An 18,799-nucleotide genomic window follows, 5' to 3' on the forward strand; every position below is an offset into this window, starting at 1 on the left:
AAATTATGGAAGAACAAGAGCTGAAAAAGAAATTAACTTCAAGGCACATATTTTTTATAGCGTTGGGATCTGCTATAGGTACCGGTTTGTTTTATGGGGCTGCAGAAGGTATTAAACTGGCAGGCCCGTCGGTGTTACTGGCTTATTTTATCGGAGGAATTGTCATATTTATGGTAATGCGGGCACTCGGAGAAATGGTTTTATATAAACCTATTTCCGATTCTTTTGCTGGATATGCATCCAATTATCTTAGTCCTGTTTTCGGTTTTATTACGGGATGGATGTATGTCATTGAAATGATATTGGTTTGTTTAGCAGACGTTACGGCCTTTTCAATTTATATGAAATTCTGGTATCCCGGTGTTTCGCCCTGGATTTGGTCTTTAGGAATTACTTTGATAATTGGTGCTATAAACCTGTTTTCAGTTAAAATTTTTGCAGAAGTTGAGTTTTTTCTCACACTACTCAAGATTATAGCGATTTTTTTAATGATCGCCGGAGGTTGTGTTTTGTTGTTTGGAAATTTTGAAGGATTTGAAAGTTCTAATATAAACAATTTGTGGATCAACGGTGGATTTATGCCTAATGGCATTTCAGGATTCATTTCGAGCTTTGCTATTGTTATGTTTGCCTTCGGAGGCATAGAAATCATTGGTTTAGCGGCAGGTGAAACCAAAAATCCGGATAAAGATATTCCAAGAGCTATAAACTCGGTTCCTTTTCGTATTTTGTTTTTCTATGTTTTGGTGTTGGGCGTAATTTTGTGTTTATTTCCCTGGAACAGGATAGGTACTGAAGGAAGTCCGTTTGTAGTTATCTTTGAAAATCTGCATATAGAATTTGCTGCACATGTACTCAATGTAGTGGTTATCGTAGCAGCAATTTCAGCAATTAACAGTGATGTATATGGAGCTGTACGTATGATGTATGGTCTGGCAAAACAAAAACAAGCCCCAAGCATCCTTACCAAGCTTACTTCTCATTCTGTTCCTATTGCAGGAATATCTGCAATGATAGCCTTTTTACTTATCGGAGTTGTATTAAATTATTTTTATCACGATATATTATTTTTCATGATAGCTGCTATAGCAACCTTTGTAACCATTTGGGTATGGTTAATAATTTTATTTGCCGAATTTTTCATGAGAAAGAAAATGACTCTAGAAGAAAAACAAAAATTAAAATTCAGGATGCCTTTCTGGCCTGTAACTCCCATATTAACCATACTTTTTATGTTTTTTGTTATTGGAGTATTAGGTTATTTCGAAGAAACAAGAATTTCTCTTCTGATAGGTATATTGTTGGTTGTAGTTTTGTTTATCAGTTATTGGCTGATGAATAAAAAAAAACAATTATTAGCAGTTAAAAAAGATGAAGAGGAGGTGGTATATCTTCATGGGAATGATTAATGTATTGTTATTCAGTGAACTAGTTTTTATGGGAACAATTTTTTTAAAAAAAAATAAGAAAAAAAGTTGGTGGTATTGAAAAATAAAATAAATTTGTAATTGTAAAAGATTTAAAAATGACAAATCAGGTTTTATGTTTAACAATGTGTACTTGCTGCTCAGTAAATGAGGAGGATTATCACTATTGTTTAATGTCATAAAACATTTATAATATATAAAAACTCCTCAGATTCCATTTGAGGAGTTTTTTTTATCAAAAATTTAATATTTACAAAACCTATTGGATTAGTATGAATTTAACAAACGAAATATCAGTTAATAAGCCTTTATTTACACAGAGAATAATGAGCAATTGTTGTTGTAAAAGAAATTTTACAGGAGGCTATCCAGGGTATGCGTATTAAAGATTCAGATAAAATAAAATAGTGTACATTAATATATAAAGCCTCTTAGTCTAAGTGGCTTTTTTTATTTTTAAGAAACCATATATCATGATAATGAAACAGGAAATAATAAATGTCTTGAAACAAGATAAAAATCTGGAAGAAAATTTAAAATTTTTAAGTGAATATACTGAGGGACAAATTGTATTCTCTACAAGTTTCAGTAAAGAAGATCAATTAATTACCGATGCCATATTCACTCAGGATTTTAATAATATTGAAATTTTCACTCTGGATACCGGTAGATTTTTTCAGGAAACGTATTCGGTTTGGAGTAAAACACTATTAAAATACAGGAAAAATATTAAGACTTTCTATCCAAATACCCTTCAAATAGAAGAATTTGTCAATAATAACGGAATAAATCCTTTTTATGAAAGTATTGAGCTTAGAAAGCAGTGCTGTCACATCAGAAAGGTAGAGCCTTTACAACGAGCACTTAAAAATGCAAAAATATGGATCACCGGATTACGAGCCGAACATTCCGCAAACAGAAACAACCTGGATATTGTCCAGTGGGATGACCACTATCAATTATATAAGTATAATCCACTGCTTCATTGGACCACAGATGAAGTAGATCAATATATAAAAAATAAAAACATACCCTATAATCTTTTACACGATAAAGGGTTTATCAGTATCGGTTGCGCTCCCTGTACAAGAGCAGTAGCTGAAGGTGAAGACTTTCGCGCAGGAAGATGGTGGTGGGAGGATGCCTCTAAAAAAGAATGCGGATTGCATAGCTAAACATACTCTAAAAAAAATAAAATATAAGCATGAACAGATCAAAAAATTACCTTAATCAGCTGGAAGACGAAGCCATTTATATACTTCGTGAAACAGCCGCCCAGTTTGAAAAGCCGGCGCTCCTGTTTTCCGGAGGAAAAGACTCCATTGTTTTAGTACATCTGGCCCTGAAAGCTTTTCGTCCCGGAAAATTTCCTTTTCCACTGGTACATATAGATACCGGTCATAATTTTCCGGAAGCTATTGAATTCAGAGACTATCTGGTAAACAAAATAGGAGAAAAACTCATTGTGGGGTCAGTCGAAGAAAGTATAAAGAAATATAACCTGAAAGAAACCCAGGGTAGATTTCCCTCCCGAAATTCTTTGCAGACTTATACGCTACTTGATACAATACAGGAAAATGAATTTGATACCTGTATAGGAGGTGCCCGAAGAGATGAGGAAAAAGCACGTGCAAAAGAAAGAATATTTTCGGTTCGCGATGACTTTGGACAATGGGATCCTAAATTACAAAGGCCGGAGCTTTGGGATATATTAAACGGTAAAATTCAAAAAGGACACAATGTTAGGGTTTTTCCAATCAGCAACTGGACAGAGTTAGATGTATGGAATTATATACTGCAGAATGAGATAGAATTACCGGGACTTTACTTTTCTCATGATAGAGAATGTATCGTACATCAGGATAAACTGGTTGCTACCTCTAAATTTATCCAGCCTTTACCAGAAGATACAGTAACGGTGGAAAAAGTGAGGTATCGTACAGTGGGAGATATGACTTGTACAGCGGCAGTTCCCTCAACCGCCTCCACGGTTCAGGAAATTATAGATGAGATTATTGTCACAAGAATTAGTGAAAGAGGGCAGACCCGACTGGATGATCAGCTTTCTGAAGCAGCTATGGAGGACAGGAAAAAACAAGGGTATTTTTAACACATTCAATTCATCTAAGCAGATTTAAAAAGTAAAAAATGAACACACTTAAATTCATAACCGCAGGAAATGTAGACGATGGGAAGAGTACCCTCATAGGGAGGTTACTTTACGATTCAGACAGTATACACACCGATCAGCTCGGGGTTCTTCAAAAACAAACAAAACAAGAAGGAGTAGACATCGATCTGTCTTTAATTACCGATGGGCTTCGCGCCGAAAGAGAACAAGGAATTACCATAGACGTTGCGTACAAATATTTTTCAACAGGCAAACGTAAGTTTATCATTGCCGATGCGCCTGGGCACGAACAATATACCCGTAATATGATAACGGGAGCCTCAAATTCAGACCTAATTATTATTTTGGTTGATGCACGTAAAGGAGTGACCGTACAAACAAAAAGACATGCCAGTGTAGGGTCTCTGATGGGTATTAAAAAAGCAATTATTGCGGTTAACAAAATAGACTTGGAAGATTATTCAGAGGAAGTTTTTACTAAAATAAAATCGGATTTTGAAAAAATTAAAGGAAATCTGGGGTACGATGAAATCGCCTATATTCCTATCAGTGCATTAAATGGAGACAACATTGTCACTAAATCGGAAAGAACTCCTTGGTTTGAGGGGGATGCCTTACTAACCACACTGGAACATATTGAAACACCTGCCAGAGATCTTCAGGCTTCCCGTTTTCAGGTACAGTGGGTGATACGTCCCAAAGATGAAGAGCATCACGATTACAGAGGATATGCCGGACAAGTGCTGAGCGGGAATTACAAGGTAGGAGATAAGGTGAAAGTTTTGCCTTCAGGTATAGAAACCTCCATTGAGAAAATTGAACGGCATCAAAAGGAAACGGAAGAAGCCAGAGCCGGAGAAAATGTGGTGATTCATCTAGCTAACGACATTGACATCAGCAGAGGAGATACTCTGGTAAAAACTACGGAACTTCCCCATTCTTCCAATGAACTAAAAAGCTGGATATGCTGGTTGGATACTACACCTCTTCAAACCGGAAAAACCTATATTCTTCAGCATCGGTTTAAAACTGCAAGAGTTAAAATTCAGTCAATCGATCAAAAATGGGATATCAATCAATGGGAGTTTAATCAGACAAACGAAATTAAGTTAAACGATATCGGTCAGATCTCCCTGCGTTCCAATCAGCCGATTTTTTACGATTCTTTTGAAGATAATCCTAAAAACGGGAATGCCATTTTAATTGATGAAACCACATATAATACAGTAGGAGCCTTAATGTTCCTTTAAAAAATAAAAGTAGAAATAAAAAACCAATTTATAAAAAACATAAAATGAAAGCAAAAAACATATTAGAAACCATAGGAAAAACACCGGTTGTAAAACTTGAAAATTTATTCGGAAAATCAAAAAACGTCTGGATTAAACTCGAAAGAAATAACCCCGGAAACAGTATAAAAGATCGTATTGCACTGGCAATGATAGAAGATGCTGAAAATAAAGGACTCTTAAAGCCTGACAGTGTTATTGTGGAACCAACTTCGGGAAATACAGGAATCGGTCTGGCATTGGTAGGAGCAGTAAAAGGCTATCGGGTGATTTTGGTTATGCCTGAATCTATGAGTATAGAGAGAAGAAAACTTATGGAAATCTACGGTGCGGAATTCGAATTGACACCCCGTGAAAAAGGAATGAAAGGAGCTATTGAAAAAGCAGCGGAATTAGTAAAAGAAATTCCGAATGCATGGTCTCCGCAACAATTCAATAATCAGGCAAACGTAGAAGTACACGAAAAAACGACTGCTCAGGAAATAATCAACGATTTTCCGGAAGGAGTAGATTACCTGATTACCGGAGTAGGTACCGGAGGACATATCACCGGAGTGGCTAAAGTATTGAAAAATAAGTTTCCCAATGTGAAGATTATTGCCGTAGAACCTGAATTATCACCGGTTTTAAGCGGAGGTCAGCCGGGACCACACCCGTTACAGGGTTTAGGAGCCGGGTTTATACCGGAAATTGTGCAGAAAGATTTAATTGACGAAGTAATACAGGTAGGAAAAGACGAAGCTTTTAGCTATGCCCGTGACATTGCCCGTAAAGAAGGAATTTTAGTAGGAATTTCCACCGGAGCCTCCCTGGCGGCTGTTGCTAAAAAAATATCACAATTACCGGACGAAGCCACTATTGTGACCTTTAATTATGATACCGGAGAAAGATATCTTTCTGTAGATGGATTGTTTTAATAGTAAAAACCGAAGAAAACCTATGATATCTGTAACTAAAGGAAAAGTTGTTTTAGCCGGTGCAGGTCCAGGAGATCCGGACTTGATCAGTGTGAAGGCACTGAAATATGTACAAATAGCCGACGTTATTTTAACCGACCGGCTGGTGTCCCCGGAAATTATTGTGAATTATGCGCGTAAAGATGCCGTTGTTATTTATGTGGGCAAGCAATGTTCCCGTGGAATTCATACGCCTCAGGAAGATATTAATGCACTGATGGTGGAATTTGCAATGCAGAATAAGCTGGTTTTACGGTTAAAAGGAGGAGATGCCTCTTTATTTTCCAATATACTGGATGAACTGGAAACCCTAAAGAACCATCAGATTCAGTATGAAATAATTCCCGGAATTTCGGCAGCTTTCGGAGCAGCTGCATACACCGGAATTCCTTTGACAGCCAGAGAACATTCCAGAGGGGTACGTTTTTTAACACTTTTTGACTTAGGTTCCGTATCGGGCACACAATGGGAAGATTGGGCTTCTACCGAAGATACGCTGGTTTTTTACATGAGCGGTAAAAAGTTAAATCAGCTGGCCGATTTGCTCATAGAATTTAAAATAGAATCGACCAAAGGACTGGCGGTAATCCAGCAGGCTACCACTCCGAATCAGAAAACGAAGGTTTTTTCATTCGGGGAACTGAAACAGCAAAACCTGCCCGATTTTGAATACGTTCCTACGCTGATTATGATAGGCAACGTTGTGAATCTTCACCAGCAATATGCCTGGTATGCAGAAACTCAAAACACAAAATCTTATTTTGATAACCATTTAATTAACCTGCAGTATGCTAGCTAACGAAAAACTTATAGAACTTAAAGGACTGGTTCAGAAATATTCCAGAGAAGAGCTGATCTGGACCAGCGGGTATCTGGCAGGAATTATTGAGAATTTTCAAAATCAGCCAGCTTCAGATCCGGAATTTAAAGAAGATATAAAAGAAGCTCCGCCGGTAAAACCAACCATTATATACGGTACAGAGACAGGGAATTCTAAAAAGCTGGCTTTGCAGTTACAAAGTTTGCTGAAAAAAAATAAAATTCAGTCCAAAGTCTATGATACCTTTCAATATCCGGTAGATAAAATTGAAAAGGAAGAATTTCTGCTTATAATTATGAGCACACAGGGCGAAGGTGAACCTCCGCAGAATGCCCTCAAATTTTTCGATATGCTGGCAAACTCCACTGTTATTCTGTCCCAAACCCGCTTTGCCGTTTTTGGGCTGGGAGATTCTTCCTATCCGCTCTTTTGTAAGGCGGCTGAGGAAATAGAATTGTTGCTTGCCCGTTTGGGAGCACAGCCTGCGAAAGAACTGCAAAAAGCAGATGTAGATTATGTGCCGGTGGCTGAAGCCTGGTTTGCGGAACTGCTTCCTTTACTAAAGAGTTCCGGAAAAATTCCGGCTCCGGAAAATAAATTGACGAAAGGAGGGGAATCTTCAATTAAAAAAAATTACCTGGGAACTTTGAAACATAAGATAGTGCTGAATGATAAAGGTTCAAACAAAGAAACCTATCATATAGAAATAGTTCCACAGGAAGAAGTAGCCTATGAACCGGGGGATGCCGTAGGAATTTATCCTGCAAATAATTTATCTGAAGTAAAAGAAATCGCACGTTTGCTTCAGGCAGAGGAACGTTTTGAAGAATTACTGGAAAAAAATATCAGGGGGCTGACCCGGAAAAGTCTGACTAGAATTCCAGCCTTTAAAGGGTTGGAAATAGAAGAAGAAAAACTGGATCTTTTGGATGTATTAAAAAAGTATTCTCCTGAAGGAAATCTTTCATTCGATGAAATCCTTGATCATCTTTATGCTATTTCTCCCCGGCTTTATTCCGTAACTTCCTCTTCAGAAGCACATGACGGAGAAGTCCATCTGGCGGTTACTCTAGATACTTTTACAGTGGATAATCTACCCAGAACCGGATGGTGCTCGCAATACCTGGCCGATTATCCAAAAGATGAGATACTTCCCTTTTATATTCATAAAAACCGGAACTTTAAACTTCCGGCAGAAGATAAGGATATTATTATGATTGGTCCCGGAACAGGAATTGCTCCGTTCCGAAGTTTTCTTGCCCATCGCGATGCTACCGGGGCAGAAGGACGCAACTGGCTGTTTTTCGGAGAGCAGCACTTTGTTTCAGACTTTTATTTTCAGACAGAAATACAGGAATGGTTGTCTAATGGGGTACTTACCCGTCTGGACACCGCATTTTCCCGGGATCAGGATGAAAAGATATATGTGCAGGATCGATTAAAAGAAAAATCTCGTGAATTGTACGACTGGATCTCAGGAGGAGCCTATTTGTATATCTGCGGACAAAAACATCCGATGAGCATAGAAGTAGAAAATACGCTGGCCGCTATCATCGCGGAAGAAGGTAAGATGAGCAGGGAAGAAGCTCATTCGATTTTAGAAGCTTTAGAGCTTGAAGGTCGTTTCCAGAAAGACGTTTATTAAATAACCCAACCTTAAAAATGCAATGAATAACGAAAAATTATCACCTATAGAAATAATTAAAGAGAAAAGTGACGGGCTGAGAGGCAGCCTGAGTGCAAGTCTCACGGATAACTATACAGGCACTATTCGCCCGGATGATGAGGCCCTGATTAAATTTCACGGAATGTATGTTCAGGATGACAGAGACCGGAGAAATGAACGAGCCGAAAAAAAGCTGGAAAGGCTGTATTCATTTATGCTTCGTCTTCGAATTCCGGGAGGAGTAATTTCCTCCGGACAATGGCAGTCCATTCATGAAATTTCCCAAAAATACGGTACAGGAACGCTGAAAATTACCACACGTCAAACCATTCAGCTTCACGGATTGTTGAAACATCAGTTGCGTCCGACCATCCAGGGATTTCTTCTGGCTAAGCTGGATTCCATAGCTGCTTGCGGCGATGTAAACCGGAACGTAATCAGCAGTGCGCATCCCCAGGTATCCCCTCTATTTGAAGAAATACATGCCTATGCAGATAAAATCTCCCGTCTGCTCCTTCCTAAAACGCAATCGTATTATGAAGTATGGATAGACGGAGAAAAAATATACGAACGTTCGGCAGAAGCAGATCCTTTATATCAGCATCGTTATCTGCCCCGTAAATTTAAAATAGCCATAGCCATTCCTCCTTCCAATGATGTGGATGTCTTTGCCAACGATTTAGGGTTAATTGCCATAATTAAAGAGGGGAAATTCAGGGGATTTAATATTGCTATAGGCGGAGGAATGGGTGCCACCCATGGAAATCCGGATACATACCCCAGATTGGGAACCCTGATAGGTTTTGCAGATACGGAAGAGAAGATCCTGAAAGCTTTATATGAGGTAATAACCATCCAGAGAGACTTCGGAAACCGGAGCGATCGGAAATTGTCCAGGCTGAAATATACGCTGGATCGAATGGGCGTTGAAAACTTTGTTGCTGAGCTGGAAAAAAGAACGGGGTTTTCTCTGTTACCTCCAGAGGACTATGAATTTACCGAAAGAAACGATCGATACGGCTGGCTGAAAAATCATCAGAATTTGTGGTTTTATACTCTTTTTGTAGAGCACGGGGTAGTAAAACCTTATCAAAAAGAATTTTTGCATGAGCTTTCACTGCTTGATATTTCTGATTTCCGTTTTACCTGTAACCAGAATCTCATTCTGGGTTTCATATCGGAAGAGGATAAAGAAAAGGTGGTACAGCTGATTACTAAATACGGAATAGAGGAAAAAGATAGTACCCTGCGTAAAAGTTCCATGGCTTGTGTGGCTTTACCTACGTGTCCGCTTGCATTGGCAGAAGGACAGCGTTATCTGCCGGAACTGGTGACTAAAATTGAGCCATTGCTGGAAAAGCATGGGTTGGATAAAGAAGAAATAAGTATCCGGATGACCGGATGTCCTAATGGCTGCGGTCGACCCTATGTAGCAGAAATCGGGTTTGTAGGAACCGGTCCGGGACAGTATAATCTGATGCTGGGCGGAGACCGTCTGGGAACGCGCCTGAATCAGCTGTACAAAAAACAGCTGGATGAGTCGGAAATTCTTTCGGAATTAGATACACTTTTTACCCAATATACTCAAGAACAATTACCCAATGAAACATTCGGAGACTTTACCCACAGAATCAGCTTTTCTGCCTGAGGGATTTGATAAAGCCCAATACACGAATTACTTTCCATCCTCTGAAATAGCGGAGGAATTCAAAATAAATCAAACCATGGACAATACTTTATTTCCTATATTTCTTAAAACAGATACTCACCGGTTTCTTATCGTGGGAGGAGGCAACATAGGGCTGGAAAAGACCGAAACACTTTTGCGGCAAAACCCTAAGGTAGCTATCCGCCTTATAGCCAAAGAAATCAGCCGTGAGCTGAAAGTAGTTCTGAAGGAACACCCTCATATCGAATGGGAAGAACGAACGCTGGAAGATGCGGATTTTTCAGAGATTGATTTTCTGATTGCAGCTACTGACGATTCCGATTTTAACAGACAAATCAAAGAAAAAGCTAACCAGAAAGGCATATTGGTAAATGCGGCAGATCAGCCCGACCTGTGCGATTTTTATTTAGGTTCCATTGTGAATAAAGGGCATCTGAAAATCGCTATTTCCACAAACGGGAAATCTCCGGTTCTGGCCAGAAGGCTTCGCGAATATCTGGAAGCATCTATTCCGGAAAATATTCATGAAAGCATTGAAAACCTGAATCGGTTCAGAAACCAACATCAGGGAGACCTTAAAACCAAGCTCGAAGCTCTAAATGAAGTTACGGAAATGTTAGGCAAAAAAGAGCTGAATAAAAAGGAAGGGAAAAAATATAAGCGCCTGGCTTTTGATATTTCCATGATATTCATGGCTGTCTTTATAGGGTATGGTTTGTCTTCCTTAATTTCAGTTCAGGAACTGCAAACGTATATGAGTGATGTGCCTACCATTTTTTATGCCATGATAGGAGTGGGCTTCCTCGCACAAATGGTGGACGGTGCCATAGGGCTGGGCTATGGAGTGACCTCTACGACCAGTATGATGCTTTTCGGAATAAAACTTCCGGCCATCAGCGGGAGTGTGCATATTGCCGAAATGTTTTCCAGCGGAATCAGTGGATTTTCACACTACAAATTCGGCAATGTAAACAAAAAACTCCTTTTCTGGCTGGCTATACCCGGAAGTATTGGTGCTATTATAGGCTCTTTGCTCCTTATTTATGTAGGCGACAAGTATGAGACCATTGCCTATGCCGTACTGGCCACGTATACGATGATTATAGGTATACGGTTGATTGTTATTGCTTTTCGTAAGAAAATTGAAAAAAAGAAAATCAAGCATACCGGAGTTCTGGGTTTTGCCGGAGGTTTTTTTGATGCTTTCGGAGGAGGGGGCTGGGGGCCTATTGTTACATCCACTCTTTTATCTAAGGGTAGAAAATCCAGATATGTGGTGGGAACGGTAAGTATGGCAGAATTTTTTATTACACTGTCGGCTTCGATTACATTTTTTATATACTTAGGAGTAACCCACTGGTACATAGTGGCCGGACTTATTATCGGCGGAACGATTGCGGCTCCTATTGCGGCCCGTCTGGCAGGTAAATTACCTCAGCGGGCAGCTGTGCTTGCTGTGGCTATACTGGTTATTATTTCCAGTCTCCGAATTCTTTACAGTTTACTATAATTTTTTGCTTATATTTTATGGAATGCCCCTGAAGTTGTACAGACTCAGGGGTATTTTTTATAATAAGCCGTCAGAATTTAGTATTTTTGTTCTGATGAAACTTTGGTTACCTCTTTTAATATTATTTCTTTTTACAGGCTGTGCATCGGTATTTACGGAGTCTGAAAAGACCTTGATTTATCAAAATCCGGAATCTCCGGCGCGCCTCATTACGCTGAAAAATCCTTCCGATGCCCTTATTTTAAGGCATCGATCGGTAGATATAAAAAACAGCCGAAAGAATAAAGACCTGCCTCAGCTGGTAAAAAAGCTATACCTGACTATGCTGGCTGAAAACGGGGTAGGTATTGCAGCGCCTCAAATCGGAATTAACAGGAATATTTTTTTATTTTATCGTTTAGATCTTCCGGAAAAAAGTGTGGAGGTGGCAATTAATCCCAGAATTGTTTCTCATTCAGAGGAATTGTTTTGCTTTCGGAACGATGGATGTTTATCCGTTCCGGATGAATACGGAAACTCCCGAAGGTATGCCTGGGTGGAAGTGGAATATATAAACCAGAATGGAGAAAAGGTTAGAAATCGTTTTAATGGCGGTAGCCGTGCCGAGGATTATACCGGAATTATATTTCAGCATGAGTTTGACCATATTAACGGGAAACTTTATATAGATCGAAAATGTGATGAATAAACATTTTCTTTTCTTTATTACGTTCTGTTGGCTTTATGCATCCTGCACCTTTACATCTAAGGAAAGTAATAACTCAACAAATCCGCTGAACGTACCTGAAGCAATACAAAATTCAGAGATGAATCATTTCAGTAAAATAGACTGCTTATATTCTCCTGATAGTCTATATTCTTTTACTCTTTATAAAATCAAGGATTCCGTATTATTTAATCGGCTATATGATAAATTTAAAACTCATGAACCTGCTCCTTTTTACGTGACAGATATTGATAGTATACGTACTCTGGTAAAAGGAGAAATTGAACTGGAAAAAAATGAGTATGAAACTATTTTAGTTCATAGTTTTAAGGCTTTAAATGGTAAAGAAAAGGTATTCCTTCCCTACACGGAAGAAGGACTTTTGCTGGCCTATTATCCGGAATATAATTTTTTACTAATGGAGGGAGGTCATTCCAGTGATGAAGGTTATGATTTAACTACCGGAGAGTCTATTTATGAAGCTGGGAATCCGGCAACTCAGATGCTTTCTCCTCAACGTTTATATAGAATCAGTGGGATTTATGGAGGTCAGGAATGTTCAACCTATATAATTCAGAGAGCTAATCAAGGAGAAAGGCTACATAAAATGGGAAATATATTTAGTGAAACTTCGAATGTGTGTAATATTCATCGATATTTTTGGGAAAATGATCATGTTTTTTATTTTTCTGAAAAAGTTTATGAAGTAGGCTATGAAGAAGGTAAGGAGAAATATTACAAACTAATAATAAAAAAACGAGAGTAAAAAAGATCTTAGATCTATCTTTGTCAAATATTAAGAAATTAAAATGTTTCAGGATACAATTTGTGCATTAGCGACTCCGCAGGGTATCGGAGCCTTAGGAATTATAAGGGTTTCGGGAAACGAATCTATATCTATAGTTAATTCTGTGTTTAAAGGAAAAAACCTGGAACAGGCTTCTTCCCATACTGTCGTATACGGATATATCAGGGACGGAGAAGAAATTATAGATGAGGTAATGGTTTCCGTATTTTGTGCCCCGAAAACCTTTACTGCGGAAAATCTGGTGGAAATAACCTGTCATGGTTCTCATTATATAGAACAAAAAATACTTTCTCTTTTATTAACCCAAGGCTGTCGTCTGGCACAGGCGGGTGAATTTACCCAGCGGGCTTTTCTTCATGGACGAATCGATTTAAGCCAGGCGGAGGCAGTGGCGGATCTGATTGCTGCTGAAAATAAAGCCAGCCACGATATGGCTCTTTCCCAGATGCGGGGTGGTTTTTCTTCGCTTTTAAAGGAACTGCGGATAGAATTGCTGGATTTGGCTTCTTTGCTGGAGCTGGAACTTGATTTTTCGGAAGAAGATGTGGAATTTGCCGACCGTTCCCAGCTTATCGGGCTGATGGATCAGATTCTTACTACCGTTCAGCCGCTTATTGATTCTTTTTCCTATGGAAATGCTCTCAAAAACGGAGTGCCTGTAACCATATTAGGAAAACCGAATGCCGGAAAATCAACGCTATTGAATGCTCTGTTACAGGAAGATCGTGCCATTGTCAGTGATATTGCCGGAACTACCCGGGATACGATTGAAGAATCCTTAATTATTCACGGGGTTCAGTTCCGTTTTATTGATACGGCCGGACTCAGGGAAACGGAAGACACGATTGAAGCGATTGGAGTAGCCAAAGCAATGGAAAAAGCCAAAGAAGCTTCCATTATTTTATATCTGGCTGATATGGAATCTTTGGATTGGGAGGAAGTTCGTACAGATTTAAATAAATTTCACAGAGATAATTTGTATTTGATGATCTGCCTGACCAAGCAGGATAAAATATCCCATTTTGATAATTCAGCAATACCGGAAGAGATACTGCAAACTTACCCGGTACTTATCTTATCGGTGAAAACCAATCCGGATCTCACCGAGCTTAAGGAAAAAATGTATGCCTATATAGAACAGCAAAAAACAACCTCACAAACCATAGTAAATAATGCACGACATTTAAACGCGTTGGTTCGTGCGAAAGAATCTTTGGTCTTGTGTAAAGAAGGCTTGCAAAACGGACTGAGTAGTGAGCTGGTAGCTATTGATCTGCGCCGGGCATTGGAAGCCTTAGGTGAAATTGTGGGACAGGTTTCCAACGATGAATTGCTCGGAAATATTTTTGGTAAGTTTTGTATCGGAAAATAATTTACAATTTTAAAGCCTAAATTATTGTAGTTGAAGTGATTTGCAATAAGAGGCTTGGAATCAATTTTTGTTGGTATTAATTTGTAAAAGACTTTTGATAATAACAGGTAATTATATTTAGTTAAAAATAAAGTTTTAAGAAAAATATTACCAAAATTTCCACCACGGTTTTTTATTTTCTACGAAAGAATCATTAAATTTTTTATAACAAGGTCTTATAATACTTTTATCATATAGGAAACTCTTTGTGTCAATATTATATTCAAAAGGAATCCATAAATCATCAGTAGGCGTAGGTTCATAAAAAAGACCAGTAATTATATTATTCTCTGATATTTTCATTTCTACTAAACCGTAAAATGAAATTTTTTCAGAATCCCAGTGATTTCCTTTAGAATCTATAACAGTTAAGCGAGTATCATTATATAGAATAATTCTTCCGTCGTTAGATGTAAGGTAATTAATATAGTCTCCTCCAAAAATTTCAATAGGTTGTGTTTTATCTGGATTTATTATAAAACATTTGCCACTTGAAATAACTAAAATATAAGGTGTTTCTAGTTCAAAAATAGTATTAAAATCGGTTATTCCTGTTTCAAAATTGGCCACCTAACTGCTTCCGTCTGATTTATAAAAACGAACAGGCAAGCCTTCATAGTAAAAAGGTTTTCCATTTTGGGAAATAGGAATATACATAGGACCGTACGTAGGAAGTGATTTTAATATTTCAAATGGTTTAGATTTTGGCACATTCATATTTTAGAAAATATTTTACTAAAGTAGTTTTTTCATTATAAAAGACATTAAGTAAAAGCTGTATTCTAAATTATTTAATAATGAATAATTTAAAAAATACCAAATTTATAAACTTACAGAAGGAGAAAGAGTTGATGTTATTATAGATTGGAATGAAATACCAGAAGATATGGTAAAAGTAATTTATCATAATAAAAATGGAGATAAAATAATAGGATATATGGTAACTTCTTCTCTACAGTTTTTGGAGGCTGGTTGAGTTTAGATTTTTGTTTAATTTGTATGACATTTTCGTTGATATAGAGATGAATATAGTTATGAGATAAATAGTTTTTGTACATTTGTATAAAACCTGTTTTTATGAATATTACCTTACCTTCTCTTATCAAAGAATTTAAATTTGATGGTCTTTCGAAAAAAAATTTAATTAGTCATTTAATCTCAGAAGAAATAACTAAAGATTTTATTTTTGTTTTAAGGAATAGAAATAAATTAGTTCTAAAAGATAAAAATAATATTGAATATTTTTTTACAACTGATAAAAATTATAATTCACAAGATTATGAGTATATTCTATTGGTAAAAAGTTTTACTCAAAGAGATATTGATAATTCTACAATTCAAGTTATAAAGTGGATAAAACACCCTTTAAATAGAGAGTATACATCACAAGATGTTATAAGAACATGGGAAGGGAAATTTAATTTCAAGCAGGAAGATATTAGTAATGGTATTTTAGGGTTAAGAACACCACAAATTGGAGCAATATATTCTGTTTTAGGTCATTTAACAAATGCTACTGATATTGCTAATGTTGTTTTGCCTACAGGAACTGGAAAGACTGAAACAATGTTATCTGTTTTAGTAGCAAATAAATGTGAAAAACTTTTAGTTGCAGTTCCTTCAGATGCATTAAGGAGTCAATTAGCAAATAAATTTATCGATTTTGGTTGGTTAAAGAAAAAAGATAAAAATAATTTTAGTATTTTAGATAACGAAGCAATGTACCCAATTGTAGGTATTATAAATTCTGGATTTAAAACTATTGAGGAACTAACACATTTTTTGAGTAAATGTAATGTTGTAATTTCAACAATGAATTTATTATCTAGTAGAAGTAGTGAAGAAATAGAGTTAATTTCTGGGATGTTTACACATTTGTTTGTTGATGAAGCTCATCATTCAAAAGCAAATAATTGGAATAATTTTATTGGTTCATTCGAAAAAAGAAAAGTAGTACAGTTTACAGCTACACCATATAGGAATGATGGACAAATGCTAGATGGGAAAATTGTTTATAATTTTACATTAAAAGAGGCTCAAGAACAGGGATATTTTAAACAAATTGACTTCATTCCTGTTAGAGAGTATGAACCGGAAGAAGCTGATAAAAAAATTTCAGAAGTAGCCATTGCAAGATTGAGAGAAGATTTAAATAAAGGATACGATCATATATTAATGGTAAGATGTGATAATCATCAGAGAGCAGATAACGTTTTTAAAAAATATTATGAACAATATTCAGATCTATCACCTGTAGTAATTCACTCTGATGTTGAAAATCTAAATCAAGTTAAACAAAACATTATTGATAAAAAATATCGGATTATTGTTTGTGTAGATATGTTGGGAGAAGGATTTGATTTACCAGAATTAAAAATTGCTGCATTTCATGATGTGAGAAAGAGTTTGCCTATTACCTTACAGTTTGCAGGTAGATTTACTCGAACTAATAAAGATAATAATTTAGGAAATGCTAGTTTTATTGCAAATATGTATCAACCAAAAATTGATGATATCATAAGCGTTTTATATACTAGGGAATCTAACTGGAATACTATTTTACCTAATTTGAGTTTACAAGCTACACAGGAACAGATTGATTTAAAAGAAATTTTGGAAGGGTTTGATAACTTAGAAGAGTTTATTATACCTCTGTCAGAAATCAGGCCCGCTTTTAGTACTGTTATATATAAAAATAATACTGATTCTTGGAATCCAGGTAATTTTAAAGAGGGAATCAGAGGATATGAAAATTATGATTATAAATTTAATGATATAAATCGTAAAAAGAAGATTATAATAGCTCTTTTAGGAAGCAAAAAACCTGTTGATTGGAGTAAATCTAAAGATGTTTATGCTGTTGATTGGGATATTTATATTGTTTATTGGGATTCGAAAAACAATTTATTATTTATTCATTCTTCAGATAAAGGAAGTTTGCATGAAAGCTTGGCAGATAGTATTATTGATGATGCTCTATTGATAAGAGATAAAAATGTTTTTAAATCACTTTACCAAATTGATCGTTTAAAAATTTCTAATTTAGGATTGAGAAAAGGACTTGGAAAGAATATCACATTTCAATCATATTATGGACGAGGAGTTCAAGAAGGGTTATCATTATCAGAAGAAAAAGCAGGAATAAATAATAATTTATCTGGTTATGGGTTTGAAAATGGAGAGGTTTCTTCTATTGGAGTATCAAGAAAAGGTAGGATATGGTCACATTCCAGAGGGACAATAAATAATTTTATACATTGGTGTAATAAAGTTGGAGGAAAAATATCCAATAAAGATATAGATGGGGATGAAATTTTATTAAAAAATACAATAAAGCCAAAAAAAATTTCAGAGAAACCTGATGCAGTTGCAATTACTGCAGATTGGAATCCAGACGTTTACAGGATAGAAAATAGTTTGTATTTTGATATTGATGGTAGTAGCCAATATGATTTATCTAATACAGAGTTGAATATGGTTATTGATGAAAATTCAGATAAATTAGAGTTTATATTCAGTATAGAGGGTAAAACAATTCCTTTTGAAATAAAATTATCAAAAAGAGAGATAGGGACAGAGGATGAATATTTATTTGAAGTAGAAAAGATTGATAAAACAATTAGCACTCAAGTTATAATAGGATCTAAAACAATTGAATTAGAAGAATTTTTTACTGAGTATCCTCCAATTATATGGTTCAATAATGGAGCATATTTATATGGGAATGATTATGTAGTTTTCAGAGAAGAGATTGTTAATTTCCCAAAAGAAGAATTAATTGATTGGGATTGGAGTGGTGTATCTATAAAAGATGAATCAGAAGGTTTTGCGACATTAAAACAGGATTCAATACAATACTTTTGTATTGAGAAATTTATTTTAGAAGATTATGATATTATATTTAATGATGATAATAGTGGGGAGATAGCAGATATAATAGCAATTAAAAATGAAAATGATATTATTAGAATTAATTTATATCATCTTAAATATGCTTTGAAAGGAAAGGTTTCAAATGAAATAAAAAATTTATATGAAGTGTGTGGTCAAACTCAGAAATCATTAATATGGAGGCATAAAGAGAGAAATGAAGAATTTTTTGATAGATTATTAAAAAGAGAAAATAAAAAAAATAAAAAAGGAGAAACGCGTTTGAGGAAAGGTACAATTGAAGATTTAGAGAAATTTTATAGTATATCAAAAATAAAACCAGTGAAATTCGATATTTATATAGTACAACCAAGTATTTCAAAAAGAGATGTTTCTCAACCGATATTATATCAATTGGGTGTTACAGCAAATCATTTAAAAAAAGAAGGAAATATTGATTTAAAGGTTATATCTAATTTGTAAATTTAATTATAATAAATTATTAAAATAATAAATTTTTTTACGAAATGTGCTAC

The 18,799-nt window shown here is 36.0% G+C and carries 15 protein-coding genes; 13 read left to right on the top strand and 2 right to left on the bottom strand.

The genetic code is table 11. The features are described 5' to 3' along the window. Positions 1–5: 5 nt before the first annotated feature. From EOV51_RS06815 to mnmE, 12 genes are all read left to right on the top strand, one after another. The gene (locus tag EOV51_RS06815) at positions 6–1,409 is read left to right on the top strand and encodes an amino acid permease (RefSeq protein WP_128151194.1); all 1,404 of its coding nucleotides are present in this window, start codon (positions 6–8) and stop codon (positions 1,407–1,409) included. Between the two features lie 491 nt (positions 1,410–1,900). Then, a complete protein-coding gene (locus EOV51_RS06820) occupies positions 1,901–2,602 on the top strand; it encodes a phosphoadenylyl-sulfate reductase (protein WP_128151196.1) in 702 nt (233 codons plus the stop codon). 29 nt (positions 2,603–2,631) lie between these two features. Then, positions 2,632–3,537 (top strand): sulfate adenylyltransferase subunit CysD, encoded by a 906-nt coding sequence (cysD, locus tag EOV51_RS06825; RefSeq protein ID WP_128151198.1) that lies wholly within the window; start codon positions 2,632–2,634, stop codon positions 3,535–3,537. A gap of 38 nt (positions 3,538–3,575) precedes the next feature. Next, positions 3,576–4,808, top strand: a complete 1,233-nt coding sequence (locus EOV51_RS06830; RefSeq protein ID WP_128151200.1) for a sulfate adenylyltransferase subunit 1 — start codon at positions 3,576–3,578, stop codon at positions 4,806–4,808. A 44-nt stretch (positions 4,809–4,852) separates the two neighbouring features. Further along, complete coding sequence (gene cysK / locus EOV51_RS06835; RefSeq protein WP_128151202.1) at positions 4,853–5,764, top strand: cysteine synthase A; 912 nt, start codon at positions 4,853–4,855, stop codon at positions 5,762–5,764. Next, positions 5,751–6,602, top strand: coding sequence for a uroporphyrinogen-III C-methyltransferase (gene cobA / locus EOV51_RS06840; RefSeq protein ID WP_228427752.1), 852 nt, complete (start codon positions 5,751–5,753; stop codon positions 6,600–6,602). The genes cysK and cobA overlap by 14 nt, the downstream gene beginning before the upstream one ends. Further along, the gene (locus EOV51_RS06845) at positions 6,592–8,268 is read left to right on the top strand and encodes a diflavin oxidoreductase (protein ID WP_128151204.1); all 1,677 of its coding nucleotides are present in this window, start codon (positions 6,592–6,594) and stop codon (positions 8,266–8,268) included. The genes cobA and EOV51_RS06845 overlap by 11 nt, the downstream gene beginning before the upstream one ends. A 22-nt stretch (positions 8,269–8,290) precedes the next feature. Further along, positions 8,291–9,937 (top strand): NADPH-dependent assimilatory sulfite reductase hemoprotein subunit, encoded by a 1,647-nt coding sequence (locus EOV51_RS06850; protein WP_128151206.1) that lies wholly within the window; start codon positions 8,291–8,293, stop codon positions 9,935–9,937. A 76-nt stretch (positions 9,938–10,013) separates the two neighbouring features. Continuing rightward, the gene (locus EOV51_RS06855) at positions 10,014–11,468 is read left to right on the top strand and encodes a TSUP family transporter (protein WP_128153311.1); all 1,455 of its coding nucleotides are present in this window, start codon (positions 10,014–10,016) and stop codon (positions 11,466–11,468) included. A gap of 94 nt (positions 11,469–11,562) precedes the next feature. Beyond that, positions 11,563–12,156 carry a peptide deformylase gene (gene def, locus EOV51_RS06860; protein WP_128151208.1) on the top strand — a complete coding sequence of 198 codons (594 nt, stop codon included), beginning with the start codon at positions 11,563–11,565 and terminating at the stop codon, positions 12,154–12,156. After that, complete coding sequence (locus tag EOV51_RS06865; RefSeq protein WP_128151210.1) at positions 12,149–12,940, top strand: hypothetical protein; 792 nt, start codon at positions 12,149–12,151, stop codon at positions 12,938–12,940. Before def ends, EOV51_RS06865 begins: the two co-directional genes overlap by 8 nt. Positions 12,941–12,983: 43 nt before the next feature. After that, positions 12,984–14,354, top strand: coding sequence for a tRNA uridine-5-carboxymethylaminomethyl(34) synthesis GTPase MnmE (gene mnmE, locus EOV51_RS06870; RefSeq protein WP_128151212.1), 1,371 nt, complete (start codon positions 12,984–12,986; stop codon positions 14,352–14,354). A 147-nt stretch (positions 14,355–14,501) separates the two neighbouring features. Here the strand turns inward: mnmE and EOV51_RS06875 are convergent, their stop codons facing one another. Then, positions 14,502–14,963, bottom strand: coding sequence for a hypothetical protein (locus EOV51_RS06875; protein WP_128151214.1), 462 nt, complete (start codon positions 14,961–14,963; stop codon positions 14,502–14,504). Further along, positions 14,964–15,110: a hypothetical protein gene (locus tag EOV51_RS14645; protein ID WP_164875257.1), complete on the bottom strand. Its 147-nt coding sequence runs from the start codon at positions 15,108–15,110 to the stop codon at positions 14,964–14,966. Positions 15,111–15,470: 360 nt separating this feature from the next. Between EOV51_RS14645 and EOV51_RS06880 the strand changes: the two genes are divergently transcribed. After that, on the top strand, positions 15,471–18,746 hold the full coding sequence (locus EOV51_RS06880; protein ID WP_128151216.1) for a DEAD/DEAH box helicase: 3,276 nt from the start codon (positions 15,471–15,473) through the stop codon (positions 18,744–18,746). The last annotated feature ends 53 nt before the right edge of the window (positions 18,747–18,799 follow it).

The sequence above is a fragment of the Apibacter raozihei genome (genome assembly GCF_004014855.1).
Lineage (GTDB): Bacteria > Bacteroidota > Bacteroidia > Flavobacteriales > Weeksellaceae > Apibacter > Apibacter raozihei.